This window comes from Saliniramus fredricksonii, assembly GCF_900094735.1.
Lineage (GTDB): Bacteria > Pseudomonadota > Alphaproteobacteria > Rhizobiales > Beijerinckiaceae > Saliniramus > Saliniramus fredricksonii.
The window spans coordinates 54,924-69,056 of sequence record NZ_FMBM01000003.1 but is presented as its reverse complement, the minus strand read 5'-3'; the positions used below and the strand labels follow the sequence as shown (position 1 = coordinate 69,056).

At 64.9% G+C, this 14,133-nt stretch carries 12 protein-coding genes and 1 pseudogene; 10 read left to right on the top strand and 3 right to left on the bottom strand.

From position 1 onward, the window contains the following. Positions 1-51: 51 nt before the first annotated feature. The 7 genes and pseudogenes from GA0071312_RS17640 (at position 52) to GA0071312_RS17610 (ending at position 8,555) form a co-directional block, all read left to right on the top strand. Complete coding sequence (locus tag GA0071312_RS17640; protein ID WP_074446358.1) at positions 52-1,293, top strand: CpaE/TadZ family protein; 1,242 nt, start codon at positions 52-54, stop codon at positions 1,291-1,293. Positions 1,294-1,358: 65 nt separating this feature from the next. Beyond that, a complete protein-coding gene (locus GA0071312_RS17635) occupies positions 1,359-2,867 on the top strand; it encodes a TadA family conjugal transfer-associated ATPase (protein ID WP_074446357.1) in 1,509 nt (502 codons plus the stop codon). A gap of 27 nt (positions 2,868-2,894) precedes the next feature. Further along, positions 2,895-3,874 (top strand): annotated as a pseudogene (locus GA0071312_RS17630) (type II secretion system F family protein). Positions 3,875-3,892: 18 nt separating this feature from the next. After that, entirely contained in the window at positions 3,893-4,858 is a 966-nt protein-coding gene (locus GA0071312_RS17625; protein WP_074446356.1) for a type II secretion system F family protein, read from the top strand. Positions 4,859-4,975: 117 nt separating this feature from the next. Beyond that, on the top strand, positions 4,976-5,929 hold the full coding sequence (locus tag GA0071312_RS17620) for a DMT family transporter (protein ID WP_074446355.1): 954 nt from the start codon (positions 4,976-4,978) through the stop codon (positions 5,927-5,929). Positions 5,930-5,934: 5 nt separating this feature from the next. After that, complete coding sequence (locus GA0071312_RS17615; protein WP_074446354.1) at positions 5,935-7,128, top strand: CobW family GTP-binding protein; 1,194 nt, start codon at positions 5,935-5,937, stop codon at positions 7,126-7,128. Positions 7,129-7,352: 224 nt separating this feature from the next. Continuing rightward, positions 7,353-8,555 (top strand): GNAT family N-acetyltransferase, encoded by a 1,203-nt coding sequence (locus tag GA0071312_RS17610; protein ID WP_074446353.1) that lies wholly within the window; start codon positions 7,353-7,355, stop codon positions 8,553-8,555. 25 nt (positions 8,556-8,580) lie between these two features. On the opposite strand, the gene GA0071312_RS17605 is transcribed toward GA0071312_RS17610, so the two are convergent. The 3 genes from GA0071312_RS17605 to GA0071312_RS17595 all read right to left on the bottom strand — a co-directional run bounded on the left by GA0071312_RS17605 (position 8,581) and on the right by GA0071312_RS17595 (position 11,702). Next, complete coding sequence (locus GA0071312_RS17605) at positions 8,581-10,101, bottom strand: tripartite tricarboxylate transporter permease (RefSeq protein WP_074446352.1); 1,521 nt, start codon at positions 10,099-10,101, stop codon at positions 8,581-8,583. Positions 10,102-10,104: 3 nt separating this feature from the next. Continuing rightward, complete coding sequence (locus tag GA0071312_RS17600; protein ID WP_074446351.1) at positions 10,105-10,575, bottom strand: tripartite tricarboxylate transporter TctB family protein; 471 nt, start codon at positions 10,573-10,575, stop codon at positions 10,105-10,107. 101 nt (positions 10,576-10,676) lie between these two features. Next, positions 10,677-11,702 carry a tripartite tricarboxylate transporter substrate binding protein gene (locus GA0071312_RS17595; RefSeq protein WP_238947323.1) on the bottom strand — a complete coding sequence of 342 codons (1,026 nt, stop codon included), beginning with the start codon at positions 11,700-11,702 and terminating at the stop codon, positions 10,677-10,679. A 139-nt stretch (positions 11,703-11,841) separates the two neighbouring features. Here GA0071312_RS17595 and GA0071312_RS17590 point away from each other — a divergent pair, with 139 nt between their 5' ends. The 3 genes from GA0071312_RS17590 to GA0071312_RS17580 all read left to right on the top strand — a co-directional run bounded on the left by GA0071312_RS17590 (position 11,842) and on the right by GA0071312_RS17580 (position 14,016). Continuing rightward, positions 11,842-12,648, top strand: a complete 807-nt coding sequence (locus GA0071312_RS17590) for an IclR family transcriptional regulator (RefSeq protein WP_074446349.1) — start codon at positions 11,842-11,844, stop codon at positions 12,646-12,648. After that, positions 12,648-13,628, top strand: a complete 981-nt coding sequence (locus tag GA0071312_RS17585; RefSeq protein ID WP_074446348.1) for a 2-dehydro-3-deoxygalactonokinase — start codon at positions 12,648-12,650, stop codon at positions 13,626-13,628. The genes GA0071312_RS17590 and GA0071312_RS17585 overlap by 1 nt, the downstream gene beginning before the upstream one ends. Before the next feature lie 76 nt (positions 13,629-13,704). Next, a complete protein-coding gene (locus tag GA0071312_RS17580; RefSeq protein WP_074446347.1) occupies positions 13,705-14,016 on the top strand; it encodes a hypothetical protein in 312 nt (103 codons plus the stop codon). The last annotated feature ends 117 nt before the right edge of the window (positions 14,017-14,133 follow it).

Sequence of the window (14,133 nt, the reverse complement as noted above, 5' to 3'; positions counted from 1 at the left end):
ACGGATGCCAATCCTGACAGGACAACGTCGCGAACGAAGGATAATGAAGTCATGAGTCACAGTGAAGACGACATGATCGCGCCGGTACCGCGCGTCACGATTCAGGCGTTTTGTGATTCGCCCGATATCGCGACAGCGCTGGAATCAGCGGCGACCGACCGGCGCATGCAGAAGGCGCATCTGCGCGTTCAGGCCGGGGGTGCCGCCGGTGCCGTCGCGGCCTTCGCCCAGGCTCCCACGCCGAACGTGATCATCCTCGAAGTCGGTCAGAACGAGCAGGCCCAGTTCCTTCGCCACCTCGACGAGCTTTCCGAGGTCTGCGATACGGGCACCCGGGTGCTCGTCGTCGGCCATGTCAACGACGTCCTGCTCTATCGCGATCTGATCCGGCGCGGCGTCAGCGATTATCTGATCGCACCCCTCTCGCCTGTCGATATGGTGCGCGCCGTATCCGGCCTGTTTACGACGCCGGGCTCCGACCCGGTCGGTCGGATCGTTGCCGTCATCGGCGCGAAAGGCGGCGTCGGCGCCTCGACGGTTGCGCATAATCTGGCCTGGTCGTTTTCGCGCGATCTCGATATGGCGACAGTGGTTGCCGATCTCGACATCGCCTTTGGCACCGCCGGGCTCGACTTCAACCAGGATCCGCCGCAGGGCATCGCCGAGGCGATCTTCGCGCCCGACAGGCTCGATGCCAATGTGGTTGATCGCCTGATGTCGAAATGTTCGGACAAGCTGTCGCTGCTCGCGGCTCCCGCCGTGCTCGACCGTACCTGCGATCTGACGGAGACCACTTTCGACCAATTGCTCGACCTGCTGCGCGCCAACATGCCCTGTATCGTGCTCGACGTGCCGCATCTCTGGAGCGCATGGACGAAACGCATCCTGCTTGCCGCCGACGACATCATCGTCGTTGCGGAGCCGGAGCTCGCTTCGCTGCGCAATGCGAAAAATCTTGCGGATCTGTTGCGCCAGCAACGCCCGAATGATCGTCCGCCACGCTTGATGCTCAACCGTATCGGTCTGCCCAAGCGTCCGGAGATCTCAAGCGCGGACTTCGCCAAGGCCGTGGGTCATGATCTGGATGCGCAGATGCCCTTCGATGCCCAGCTCTTCGGTTCGGCCGCCAATAACGGGCAGATGCTGGCTGAATTGCAGCCCGGATGCCGGCCAGCGGAAATCTTCACGGAGCTGGCGGCCACGCTCATCGGTCGCACGGAATTGAAGAACAAGCGTGCCGGCCTGCTGGATCCGCTGCTGTCCAAATTCCTGAAACGCAAATCGGCTTCGTGACCGGCCCGTTCAGGGCCCGTCGGGCAGCCGCCGGCTAACGACAAACCGCGCAGAGAGTGATCCATATGTTCGGCAAGAGGTCCTCGATCGGAAATCAGCAACCGGCGCAGCCGCGCATGCCTGCGGCACGACCGGAGGCCGGGCCGGCGAACACGGCGAGCGAGCCGGCGGTCCCCGTCCTGCCGGTCGAAAACCCGCGACCGAGCGGGAGTTTCAACGCCAGCCCCCTGCCACCGCCGGAGCCGGCGAAGCAGAAGCCGGTTGCCGTGGAGACGCGACAGCGCTCAGACGAATATTACCAGACGAAGAGCATGATCTTCGGCGCGCTGATCGAGGCCATTGATCTGGCACAGCTCGCGCGCCTCGACGCGGATTCCGCCCGTGAAGAGATTCGCGACATCGTCAACGAGATCATCGCACTGAAGAATGTCGTCCTCTCCATCGCGGAGCAGGAAGAACTGCTCGACGACATCTGTAACGACGTTCTCGGCTACGGCCCGCTCGAGCCGCTGCTGGCGCGCGACGACATCGCCGACATCATGGTGAACAATGCGCGCAAGACCTATATCGAAGTTGACGGCAAGATCCAGCTGACCAACGTCCGCTTCCGCGACGAGCAGCAGCTGATGAATATCTGCCAGCGGATCGTCAGCCAGGTCGGTCGCCGCGTCGACGAATCCAGCCCGATCTGCGACGCCCGCCTTCCCGACGGCTCGCGCGTCAACGTGATCGCGCCACCGCTCGCGATTGACGGGCCGGCGCTGACGATCCGCAAGTTCAAGAAGGACAAGCTGACCCTCGACCAGCTGGTCAAGTTCGGGGCCATCTCTCCGCCGGGCGCGGAAGTGCTCAAGATCATCGGCAAGGTCCGCGCCAATGTCGTGATCTCGGGCGGTACGGGCTCGGGCAAGACGACGCTTCTGAACTGCCTGACGAACTATATCGAGCACGACGAACGCATCATTACCTGTGAGGATGCGGCGGAGCTCCAGCTGCAGCAGCCGCATGTGGTGCGTCTCGAAACCCGCCCGCCCAATCTGGAAGGTCAGGGCCAGGTTACCATGCGTGATCTCGTCCGCAACTGCCTGCGCATGCGCCCCGAACGCATCATCGTCGGCGAGGTGCGCGGCCCGGAAGCCTTTGATCTGCTGCAGGCAATGAATACGGGCCATGACGGTTCGATGGGCACCCTGCACGCGAACTCACCGCGTGAATGCCTGTCGCGTATCGAATCGATGATCACCATGGGCGGCTTCGCGCTGCCTTCGAAGACGATTCGCGAGATGATCGTCTCCTCCATCGACGTCATCGTCCAGGCCGCGCGACTGCGCGACGGCTCACGCCGGATCACCCACATCACCGAGGTGCTGGGCATGGAGGGCGACGTGATCGTGACCCAGGATATCGTGCTCTACGACGTGCTTGGTGAGGACCAGAACGGGCGCCTGATCGGCAGCCACCGCTCGACCGGCGTCGGACGCCCGGGTTTCTGGGAACGTGCGCGTTATTACGGCGTCGAGGAGCAGCTCGCAACGGCGCTCGACGCGATGGAAGCGGCAAACGAGCCTGCTTGACGACGATCGGGAGATCAGGACAGGGCCATGGAAATACGCGACATTCTTCTCGTCATGCTGATCGCGATCGCCGTCGGCGGCATCGCGCAGGTCTTCCTGTACCCGCTCCTCTCGGGGGAAAAGCGCGCGGAAAAGCGTCAGCAGGCCCTGATGGCGAAGACGCCCAACCAGCGTGTCGAGCGCGTCCCGCGCGATTCCGCCCAGCGTCGCGATCAGATCGTGCAGACCCTGCGTGAGATCGAGGAGAAGCGCGATCGCAACAAGGCTTCTCTGGAAGAGCGTATTGCCCATGCCGGACTCGACTGGACGAAATCGCGTTTCTTCCTGATGAGCGCTGCGCTGGGATTGCTGGTCGGCCTGTTTCTCTTCATCCTCACGGGGGGAGCTTCATCGTGGCGGGGCTCGGCACCTTCGCTGGCGGGCTCGGCCTGCCGAACTGGATTCTCGGCTATCTCGCGAAGAAGCGCGTCGAGAAATTCATCACCGAACTTCCCGATGCGATGGACATTATCGTGCGCGGCATCCGGGCCGGATTGCCGTTGGGCGACTGCATGCGCGAGATCGCGGCCTCGGCGGAAGAGCCGATCCGCAGCGAGTTTCGTCTGGTTACCGAATCGCAGGCGATGGGTGTGACCCTCTCGGATGCGCTCGAGCGCCTGGCGGAGCGGGTCCCGGTGGCCGAATCCTCGTTCTTCGCCACGGTGATCACCATTCAGACCAAGGCCGGCGGCAACCTTTCCGAAGCCATCGGCAACCTGTCGCGCGTCCTGCGCGAGCGCAAGAAGATGAAGGGCAAGATCCAGGCGATGAGCATGGAGGCCAAGGCCTCTGCCGCAATCATTGCGGCCCTGCCCTTCATCGTGGCTCTGATGACCTATATTTCCAGCCCCAGCTATATCGAACTGCTCTGGCTGACACTCACCGGCAAGATCGTGCTCGGTGTCTGTGCGATCTGGATGCTGTTTGGCGTGATGGTCATGAAGAACATGATTTCCTTCGATATCTGATCGGAACGGAGCAAAGCGATGATCATGCAGGCCCTTTCCGACCCGCAATTCCTGGCAATGGTCCTGGCGGGAATCGCCGCAGTCGCGACCGTCTTCACAGTCGCGATGCCGCTGATCGCCAACGACAATCTCGACAAGCGCATGAAGGCCGTCGCGGTGGAACGCGACCGGATCAGGGCGCGCGAGCGCGAGCGTCTTACGCGGCAGAACCGGGGCTCCCTGCGCTCGAGACCCGCCGAGCGCATCCGCCAGTTCGTCGAACAGTTCAAGCTTTCGGACTGGCTCGGGACCGAGACGGCCAAGATGCAGTTGATGCAAGCCGGTTTTCGGGGTCAGAAATCGGAATATACGTTTCTGGTTTTTCGTCTGGTTCTGCCCATCAGCTTCACACTGATCGCGGGGGCGTACCTGTATTTCATCGATGATTTCGAGCTCAGCCTGATCATCCAGCTCGGTATCGTGATCTTTGCGGCGTATATCGGGATCAAGGCTCCGGAGATCTTCCTGCGCAATGCCATGCAGAAACGCCAGCTCTCCATCCGTCGGGCCTGGCCCGATGCCCTTGATCTGCTGCTGATCTGCGCCGAATCCGGCACGTCCATGGAACAGGCCTTTCGCCGGGTCAGTACCGAGATCGGACGCGCCTCGATCGCGCTTGCGGAAGAACTCGCTCTCACCACCGCAGAGCTCTCCTATCTGCCCGAGCGCCGGCAGGCCTACGAGCATCTCGCCGAACGCACCGGACTCGAATCGGTCAAGGCCGTTTCGACGGCACTCATCCAGGCGGAGCGTTACGGCACGCCCATCGGTCAGGCCCTGCGCGTGCTCGCCCAGGAGAGCCGCGACCAGCGCATGAACGAGGCCGAGAAGAAGGCGGCTGCCCTGCCGCCCAAGCTGACTGTCCCGATGATCCTGTTCTTCCTCCCGGTCCTCTTCGCCGTGATCATGACTCCCGCGCTCATTCAGGTCTTCGACTGGCAGTGAGCCGCCCGCGCATGGCGGGGTTGCCTCGCCAGGCATGGCCTTTCCCGTCCGGCTTTGCTAGATCCGGGCCGTGACGCGTGACCGCGCGTCGCCGGATCAAGCGAGCGACGAGGGTTCATGTCATCCGCACCGGGCCAGCCCGACACCTCCCCGGGCACGACCGGCCTGCCGAGCGCATCCGGCCTCGGCCTCGCCTTCGCAAGCGCCGGGGCAACGGCTTACGGGATCAGCATCGTCTTTGCCCGCATGGCCGCCGATTCGGGATTGTCCGGTGTCTCGGTCGCGCTTTACCGCGTCATCGCGATGTTTGTCGTCGCCGCGCTCGTCGCCGCCCTGTGGCGCCGGCTGCCGCGTATCGCCCCTGGTGAAGGCCGTGCCATGATCGCGCTCGCGCTCGGCGGTGCGGGCGTGGGGATCGGCTACATGAGCGCGGTAACCTTCATTCCGGTCTCGGTGGCGGTGGTCATCTTCTTCACCTTTCCGATCGTGATCGTGCTGCTCTCGCCGCTCGTGGATGGCGGGAGCCTGCGTCCTGCCCTGCTCGTGCTGGCAGGCATGGCCTTCACGGGCGTGGCGCTGGTGATCGGGCCCGGCTTCGGCACCCTCGACTGGCGCGGCGTCGCGCTGGCCGGGCTGGCGAGCGCCTCGGCAACCCTGCAATTCTTCTCCGGCACACGTTCGCCGAAAACGCCGACACTGGCCAAGATCTTCTGGGTCAATCTCGCCGTGATCCCCGCCTGCATCATCGTCGGCGCCGTGCTCGGCGCGCTGGATCCGCCGGCAGTGCTGACGGTGGCGCCCGCTGCCGTGGCGCTTCTGATCGCGACCTATATGGCGGGATTGTTCTTCCAGCTCGTCGCCCTCGTGCGCGCCTCGGCAGTGGTGGTCGGCCTCGCCTTCTGCGCCGAGCCGGTGGTCGCGACCGCCGCCTCGGCAATCCTGCTCGGCGAACGGCTCGTGCCCCTGCAATTCCTCGGTGGTGCCCTTGTCGTTGGCGCCGTCGCCACCAATGTGCTCATGGAGAACCGGCGCAGCCGTGCGCTTGCCACGCGCCGCGCCCTGACGGAGTAGGATGCATGACCGATCAGAACAGCGCACAACCCGCCGCCGGACGCCGCCCGGAGCCCTTGCCGCTGACGGTGCTCACCGGGTTCCTCGGTTCCGGCAAGACGACGCTGCTCAACCGCATCCTCACCGACCCCGCCATGTCTGACACCGTGGTGATCGTGAATGAATTCGGCGAGATCGGGCTCGATCACATGCTGGTCGAGACGGTGGACGAGGGCATGATCCTGCTCTCGGCCGGCTGCCTGTGCTGCTCGGTGCGCGGCGATCTGATCCACACGCTCGAGGACCTGCTGCGCAAGCGCGACAATGACCGCATCATGCCCTTCAAGCGTGTGATCATCGAGACCACGGGGCTGGCCGATCCGGCACCCATCCTGCATGCGGTGCTCTACCATCCCTATCTCTCGATGCGCTTTGCCGTGCAGGGACTCGTCACCGTGGTCGATGCCATGGCGGGCGCGGCGACGCTGGACACACATGAGGAAGCCGTACGCCAGGCCGCGATGGCGGACCGGCTGGTTCTCTCCAAGACGGATCTGTCCGATTCCGGAGCGGTCGCGGCGCTCACAGCCCGCTTGCGCCAGCTCAATCCCGGTGCCGCGATCCTCGATGCCGGGGATGCGCTCGATCTCGAAAGCATGGTCATGTCGGGTTTGTTCGACACGCAGGGCAAGATCGGCGACGTCGCGACATGGCTTTCAGCCGAGGCCATCGCCGAGGCGGAAGATGCCGCGCACCGGCGCCAGCATGAGCATGATCACGGGCATGGACATGGCCATGGACATGACGAACACCACGACCACCACCATCACGACGTCAACCGCCACGACGCCTCGATCCGGGCCTTCTGCCTGACGAGCGACGCGCCAGTGCCCCAGCGCAGCCTCGACCTCTTCCTCGATCTCCTGCGGGCGAGCCACGGCGCCAAGCTGCTGCGCGTCAAGGGAATCGTCTGTATTGCCGAAGATCCCGATCATCCCGTCGTGCTGCATGGCGTACAGCATGTCGTTCACGTCCCCGCCATTCTCGATGCCTGGCCCGACGATGCCGACCGGCGCACCCGGCTCGTCTTCATCGTCAAGGATCTGGATCGCGCGGAAGTCGAAGCGCTGTGGCAGGCGTTTCTCGGCCAGCCCGGCATTGATCGTCCGGATGCGCAAGCCCTCGCCGACAACCCATTGCGGGTCGCCTGGGGCGGCTGAAGGCGCCGGCCACTCGTGAAGGCTGAGCCGGAGGCGTGGCATCCGGCTCCATCGCCATTCAAGAGTTTGTTAACCTTAACGAAAACTTGCCAGCTACCGGCGCCTCACCCTACGTCATTGCGGTATGGTTCTTGAACCGTGAACGCCCATGGACATTCACATGCGTTGATTGTTCTGTTTCGGAACAGGACAGGCAGGCGACATGCAGAAAGCGGGAGGCGATCATGGTGGCACCGATGTGGGCACGTTCGAATGAGGCGGCATCGGAGGCAACGCGTTCGGGGCCTCATGGCGCGCGCGGCATCGCCTTCGATCCCGCCACGCATGGCGGCGAGGATATCGCCGGGTTCCGCCTCTGCCTGCTCCCGGCGCGGGCGGCGGAGAGCCTGTGCACCGCGTGGCAGCGGGTCGCATCGCGGGCACTCGTTCCCGATCCCTTCCTGCATCCGCTCTGGCTCGCCGCAGCCGCCCGCCACGACAACACTCTGCGCGATCTGCAGATCCTGACGGTCTGGCGCGCCGGGACCTTGTGTGGCCTGCTCCCGCTGCGCACGACGGCCGGTTTTCTGACGCGCAGCTGGCAGATCGTACGCCCGCATCCGGCCGCGACCGGCGCGCCCTTCCTACTGCGCGGAGAGGCGGAGTGGGCCTTCGCCGCAGCCTGTACGATGCTTGGCAGGCGCGCGACGACGCTGCAGTTCGAACTCCCGCAGACGCCCTCGGCCTTCGCGGCGCTGGTTCGCAACCAGAGCGACCGACAAGGTTCGCAATTGCGCGAGGGTCCGCTTTGCCAGCCCGCCCTGCGCCCCAGAGCGACCGCAGCCGGACCGGATATGAACAACACACTTACGTTCCAGCGCAGCAGCGATGCCGCCTCCCTGCGGTCGGGCGTGGAACATCTGCTCGATTGCGACGCCCGCGCAGCCGCGCGTCAGGGGCGCCGTGCGTTGCTTCAGGATGTCGGTATCGTCAATACCATCCGCGCAGCCAGCCGCGCCATGGCGGATGACAGGAGTTGTCAGGTTGCGCTCCTGCGCGAGGGTGACGCGGTTCTGGCTGCCGCCCTGGTGCTGTTTGCTCATGGCCGCGCGGTGATCTGGCACGAAGCGACCGATCCGGCCTGTCCTGGCGCGGCGACGCTCCTGCGCGCGCGCCTCGCATCCGCACTTGCACGCCGCCGTGACAAGCCGGAACTCGCCTCTATCGACAATGGTCTGCAGGGCTGGCGCAGCTGCCGGCTGCGTCTCACTGCCCGGCATGATTTTCTCGGCGGATTCGCCCGTCGCCGTGACGCGTCAACGGATGCCGCTGACGCGCATCAGGTGATCCGGCGCGCGGGTCGGGCCGTTGGAAATCCCGGACACAGCGCCGCGCCCTCCGCGAGGCCGGCGGGCGCCCCCGTCCCGCCCGCACGTCGCGCCTCCTGAAGCAGCGCGGCTTCTCAGGCCGGCCTCAGGCGCCTTCCGATCCGGCGCCCTGTGGCGCAGGCGCCGGACTGCTGCTGCGGCGCAGCCACATGATCAGCGGCGTGACCCAGATCAGCAGCGTCACCACACCGAGCCCCGCCGCGATCGGGCGTCCGAAGAAGGCAAGGAGTTCACCGTCACTGCGGATCATGGTGGTGATGAAATGCTGCTCGACCATGCCGCCCAGAACGATTCCGAGAATGCAGGGCGCAACCGGTATGCCGTTGTCTTCCATGAAGAAGCCGAGGATACCGAAAGCCAGCATGATACCGATATTGAACACGGCGTTGTTGGTGGCAAAGGCGCCGACCATGCAGAAGGCGAGGATCACCGGCATGATGATCCGCCGCGGGATGCGCAACAATTGCCGGCCCGCCCTGATCGCCAGATAGCCGAGCGGTATCATGATCAGATTGGCCAGAATGAAGATCAGGAAGATGGCGTAGATGTTCTGGGGGTTGAAGATGAACAGGGTCGGCCCCGGATTGAGCCCCTTGACGAAGAGCACCCCGATCACGATCGCCGTGATCGTATCACCGGGAATGCCGAAGACCAGAGCCGGCACCCATGCCGCCCCCACCGCCGCATTATTGGCGGAGGTGGCCTCGACGATGCCTTCCACATGCCCCTTGCCGTATTTCTCCCGGTTCTTCGAAAAACGCCGGCTCACGGCATAGGCGATCCAGGCGGCGAGATCGGCGCCTGCACCGGGCAGCGCGCCCACGCCGACGCCCACGGCATTGCCGCGGATCTGCTGGCGCCAATAGGTGCGCAACATCCGCCCCCAACCACGCAGGGGATTGCCGATCGGCACTTGCGGCACGGGCAGGTTACGCGCCCCGCCGGCGGCGTTGCGCAGGATTTCGGAGACCGCGAACAGGCCAATCATCGCCGCGATGAAATCGATCCCGCCCATCATTTCCGTATGCCCGAAGGTGAAGCGCGGCAGCCCGGCCGGGTTGTTGAGCCCGATCGTGGCCACGGACAACCCGATCAGCAGGCTGACCAGCCCCTTGACCGGCGATCCCGAACTGATGAAGGCGGCGCAGGTCAGGCCCAGCATCGCCATCCAGAAATATTCCGTGGAAGAGAATTTCAGCGCGACTTCGGCGAGATGCGGCGCGGCGAAGATCAGCACCGCCGTCCCCACCAGACCACCGACTGCCGAGAAGAGCAGATTGGCACCCAGCGCCGTCTCCGCCTCGCCCTTGAGTGTCATGGCATAGGCCTCGTCGGTATAGGCGGCGGAAGCCGGCGTACCGGGTATGCGCAAAAGCGCGCCGGGAATGTCCCCGGCGAAGATCGCCATGGCCGCGCAGGTCACCATCGCCCCGACGGCGGGGATCGGCTCCATGAAGAAGGTGACCGGCACAAGCAGCGCGATCGCCATGGTCGCGGTCAGGCCGGGTATGGCGCCCACGAACATGCCGAATACGGCTGCGAAGAAGATCGTGACCAGAACGTCCCATTGGAAGACCAGCCCGACAGCCTGCTCGATCGCACCCATCGTTCACCACCAGCGTATCGGCGCGAGCAGACCCCAGGGAAGCGGGACCAGCAGGAAGCGACCGAAGAGATATTGCATGCCCAGAACCGCGATCACGGCAATCGTCAGCGAAAGCAGCCAGCCGACACCGAACAGGCGCAGCATGATCAGGATGATCGGCGCCATCGTCAGCATGAATCCGAGTTGGCGCGAGAAAACGATATAGACGACCACGAGGCCGATGATCACCACGACATTGCGGATCCCGTCGGGCTCGCGGGTCCAGTCCGTCCATACGATCGCGGGCAGGCGGCTGCGCAGACCGGCGATCACGAGAATGACGCCGCACAGGGCGAAGCCGGTCGCAAGCACGGTCGGAAAGGCGCCAGCGCCGATCTGCTGGCCGGGAATCGGCTTGAAATCGCGTGAGCCGAGATAAAGCGCAGCCGCTACCCCGAACAACAACAAACCCAGAAGGGCATCGTTGAGCCGCATTCCCGTCTCCGATCGAGAGTCGATTCAAGGGAAAGCGGGTGCCGTGCCTGGAGGGACGGACACGGCACCCGTGGCAGACCTCGCAAGGGGCGAGGCCGAACTTACTCGGCGAGGCCGACTTCGCGCATCACGTCGCCGAGATTCTCGTTGCTCTCACCCATGAAGGTGACGAGATCGTCGCCGACCGCCCAGCGCATACCGAAGCCCTGACCGGACATGAACTCGGCATACTCGTCGCTGTTATAAACGGTCTCCAGTGCGGCGGTGAGCGTCTCGACGGCTTCCTCGGGCAGCCCCTGCGGTCCGACGATCGCGCGCCACGCGCCGATATTCCAGGCCACGCCGACGATTTCCTCGGTGGTCGGCACGTCGGGGAAGGCGGCGTTGCGTTCGCTCGACATCACCGCGAGCGACTTGACGCGCCCGGCATCGAGGAGCGAACGGGCCTCGGGGATCGAGGAGGGCACGATGTCGACGCCGCCGGCGACGAGATCCTGCAGACCCGGCGCCGCGCCCTGGCTCGGCACCCACGGCACCGATGTCGGATCCATGTCGAGTTCGGAAAGCAGCCCCGCAATGGCGAGATGCCAGATACCGCCCTGGCCCGTACCCGAGGCGCGATGTTCCCCGGGATTGTCGCGAATCGCGTCGAGCATGTCATTGAGATCGCCCCACTGCGAATCGGCACGCACATGCACGGCGGCGGGATCCTCGTTGACCAGTGCGAGCGGGGTGTAATCCTCCCAGGTCAGATCGGTGAGGCCCTGCCAGTGCATCATGTTGATCTCGACCGTGGCCATGCCGATCGTGTATCCGTCCGGCTCCGCTTCCGCGATGGCGGAATGCCCGACCACGCCGGATCCGCCGGTACGGTTGACCACATTGACCGGCTGGCCGAGTTCGCCCTCGAGCAGCGACGCGACAATGCGCGCCGTCGCATCCGTACCGCCGCCGGCGCCCCAGGGCACGATCAGGGTGAGCGGCCGATCGGGATAGCTTTGCGCCTGCGCGGCGCCGGACATGCCGACCGCACCGATGACGACCGCAGCCGCGCTGGCCATCAGCCAGCCGCGACGCGTCTTCCCTTGCGGACGCATAGTCATTTCGATCCTGGAACGAGTTTTCATGACGTTTTCCTCCGTTTATGTGAGTTTCAAATAATGAAACCCTGTTTCGTTTATTGAAAACGATGTATTGTGGTGCTAGTTCTGTCAATCGAAAAAAGAGAAATCCGGTTTGCGCGCAAAACCGGAACTGTGAGGCGCCGTGAACGAACAATCTCCTTCGGATGGAACCGTAGGGAAGGCCTTGTCCCTGCTCGACAAGGTCGCCGCCTATGAGCGACCGGTGCGGTTTTCGGAGCTGCTCGCGGAATCCGATCTGCCGAAGGCGACGCTCTACCGTCTGCTGCAGACCCTCGTCAGCCAGCGCATGCTCACCAGTGACGCCAGAAGCCAGGGCTACAGCCTTGGCCCGCGCCTGATCCGCCTCGCCCATGCCGCCTGGCGCCGCGCCTCCCTCGCCCCGGTCGCGCGCCAGCATCTCGATGCGCTCTCCGCGCTGACCGGCGAGACGATCCATCTGGCCCAGCTCGACAATGCGCAGGTGCTCTATGTCGACAAGCGCAACGCCACCCGTCCGATCCCGATGTTCTCAGATGCCGGAAAGATCGGTCCGGCCTATTGCACCGGCATCGGCAAGGCGATCCTCGCCTTTCTGGACGAAACCGAGCGCGAGCGCGCCATCGCGCAACAGAGTTTCTATCGCCACACACCGCACAGCCTGACCGATGCACAGGCCCTGCGCGCAGAGCTCGAAACCGTACGTGTGACCGGCATCGCCCATGATCGCGAGGAACACGAACCGCAGATCATCTGCATCGCAACGCCGATCCTCGACGCAAGCAGTCGCCCCCTGGGCGGCATCTCGGTCACCTCCTCGACGGCGCGCACCTCGCTGGATGCGCTGGGTCGTTACCGGGACGATCTGCGTGCTACCGCCGCCGCGATCGCCCGCGATTTCGCCGTGTTCAGCCTGCTCGATACGGGCAATCGGGACCGGGAGACCGTGTGATGCCACCGGATTTGCCCGGCGCGCCGGCGCTGATCGGTCTCGACTGGGGGACGACGCGCCTGCGCGTCATGCTCCTCGACGCCGCCGGCAACGTGATCGCGATACGCGAAAGCGACGAGGGTATCCGCCGCGCCCGGGGCGCCTTCGCGGAGACCTTCGCCAAGGCGATCGCCCCCTGGCAAGCGCAGCATGCCGGCTTGCCTGTCTACGCGTCCGGCATGATCACGAGCCGCAATGGCTGGGTGCAGACGCCGTATCTTCCGCTTCCCGCCGATGCCGGCGCGCTCGCGGCCGGACTCGTGCGCCATACAATGCCCGACGCTACTGTCATCGCCTTCGTGCCGGGTCTGTGCGACGATCGCGGCACCCATCCTGACGTGATGCGCGGCGAGGAGACCGAGATCGTTGGTCATCTGGCCCAGAATCCGCAATCTCCGGATGATCCGGCGCGGCTTCTGATCCTGCCCGGCACCCATACCAAATGGGTCGAGACCGCGCAGGGCCGGATCACGCGGTTTCGCACCTTCATGACCGGCGAGCTCTACGCTGCCATGAGCCGCCACAGCATCCTCGGCGATCTGATGCCGCCGCATGACGAGGCCGCGCCGTGCGACCGGGAGGCCTTCGCGCGGGGCGTTACGGCGGCGGGCACGGATGGGGGAGACCTTCTGGCGAAACTGTTTTCGGCCCGCAGCCTCGTGCTTTTCGAAAGGCTCGCACCGGCGCAGATCGGCGATTACCTTTCCGGTCTGCTGATCGGCACCGAAGTCGCGCAGGCAAGGGCAGCGATGGGCGAGCGGGGCGAGATCGCCGGCGCCGCTTCTGCAACCGCCTGCACCATCATCGGACGCGGAGATCTCGCCGCGCGCTATGCGCAGGCCTGCGAGGCGCATGGTCTGGTCGCGCAGATCGCAGCGCCGGGCGCTGCCGGGGCGGGGCTCGCGGCCTTGCACGCGCGAGCGGCGCAAGACAGCCGGTGAACGAAATCGCGCCTGGGGCGTTGGCCAACATAGACCATCGGTTTGCGTCTACGCCGAGGAAGCCCCGGAGGCCAGCATGAATGCCCGTGTCATCGTTACCGCAATCATCTTCCTGCCGCTGGTCGCGATCATTTCGAACCTTCTCGGGGCCCTCCTGCCGATCTTGCCCGGCGTAACAGATCCGGCGGCGGTCTTTCCGATCGTGCTGATCCTCTCGATCATTCTGGCCTTGCCGGCTGCGATCGCGCTATCGGGCGTTCTGATGCGCTCGCGCTTCGCCAACCGCCGCAGCCGCGAGGACGCACCGCCGGCCCTGCGCTACGACAGGGGCCGCGACGAGCGCCCCGCCGCCAATGGCAATGGCGGGAAAGACAAGACGGCGCGTTGAAACCGAGCCGCTGACGGCACGGCATGCGCGGGCTTTCGCTTGCCCGCTGCAACGCCTATATAAGGATGTAACGAGCCGTCTTCATGCGCGGGCCGGAAAAATGCCGGTCGTTTCGCC